The 1,189-nt window shown below is 73.6% G+C and carries 2 protein-coding genes; both read right to left on the bottom strand.

All coding sequences use genetic code 11. The features are described 5' to 3' along the window. Positions 1-586: hypothetical protein (locus EAO71_RS36100; RefSeq protein ID WP_261992515.1), on the bottom strand; the 586-nt coding region annotated here is incomplete at its 3' end. Positions 587-591: 5 nt separating this feature from the next. Next, on the bottom strand, positions 592-1,182 hold the full coding sequence (locus EAO71_RS36105) for a papain-like cysteine protease family protein (RefSeq protein WP_147982031.1): 591 nt from the start codon (positions 1,180-1,182) through the stop codon (positions 592-594). Positions 1,183-1,189: the final 7 nt, after the last annotated feature.

Here is a 1,189-nt window from a genome sequence, read left to right on the forward strand (position 1 = left end):
CCGCCGCGACCCGGGCCCGGTAGGCGGTCAGGCTCGTGCCGTTCCGGCCGACCGCGCGCACGGCGTCCTCGTCGAGGGGCAGCACCTTCGCTCCCCTCTGGACGTACCAGGCGTCGATCTGCGGTTCCCGGAAGACGATCCCGCCGGGCAGGGCCCGCGCCCCCTGGGCGGTGTAGCGGGTCTCGTCGTCCCCGGTGGCGATGTTCACCACCTGCCAGGCGCCGTCCGGCCCCCGCACGGTCCACAGCGAGGCAGTCCGGCCGTCCGGGGCCACCGCCTTGCTGGCGTGGAACTCGACCCGGGCCACCGGGGCGCCCGCCCTCCCCGTGACGAAGTCCGCGGAGAGCACGCGCACCGGCACCGCCGCGCCCTCGATCCGCGGCCGCCCGGCCGAGCGGGCCTGGACGCCGTCCCGGGCGAAGAACCGGGAGAGCGTGTCCAGGGTCGCCGGGGCCGAGGCGGCCTGGTCGGGGCCGGCGGCCGGCGGGACCGGCCCGCCCGGCGCGGCGGCGGCCGGCACCGCTCCCAGGGCGACGAGGCAGGAGGCGGCCAGCAGCCCGGCCGCCGCGGCACGTCCGTACGTCATCGTCGTCACGCCCCTATCCGGTAGAGCGAGTGGGTCCACGAGAAGGAGCCGTTGTTCACGTACCAGGCGTGCGAGGCCCAGTTGTAGCGGTCGCTGGAGGGCCAGGGGTCGCCCCAGTAGACCCAGCCGGAGGCGTCGTCGTAGCCGTAGACGACGTGCATGTGGCCACCGCCGCTCGACCACTGGATCCGGGTCTCGATCGGGCGGTCGGCGTTGATCTCGCTCTGCACGGTCGCGTAGCGCAGCCAGCCGTTGACGTACGAGCCCGGGCTGATGCCGGCCCAGCTCAGACCGGTCTGCACGTTGCCGAGCGTGGCCTGGTTGTTGGGGCAGTCGTATCCCTGCTGACGGTTGAAGGCGGCGTTGCAGAACTGGTTCTGGGTGTAGGTGCGGCCGAACCAGGTCGCGATGGTGTTGCCGGAGGCGGCCCAGCACCAGTTCGTCTTCTGCTGGGCCTGCATGGTGATGTTCAGGCGCTTGGAGGCGAGGGCGGACGTGTCGTCGTTCGCCGGGGCGGCGGCGGCCGGGGTGGTGGGGACGAGGAAGAAGAGGGCGGCGGCGGCGAGTGCCGCGAGGGACGGATTTCTGCTGCGCATCGCGTTC

The organism is Streptomyces sp. MS191 (genome assembly GCF_008042125.1).
In the GTDB taxonomy this organism is placed as follows: Bacteria; Actinomycetota; Actinomycetes; order Streptomycetales; family Streptomycetaceae; genus Streptomyces.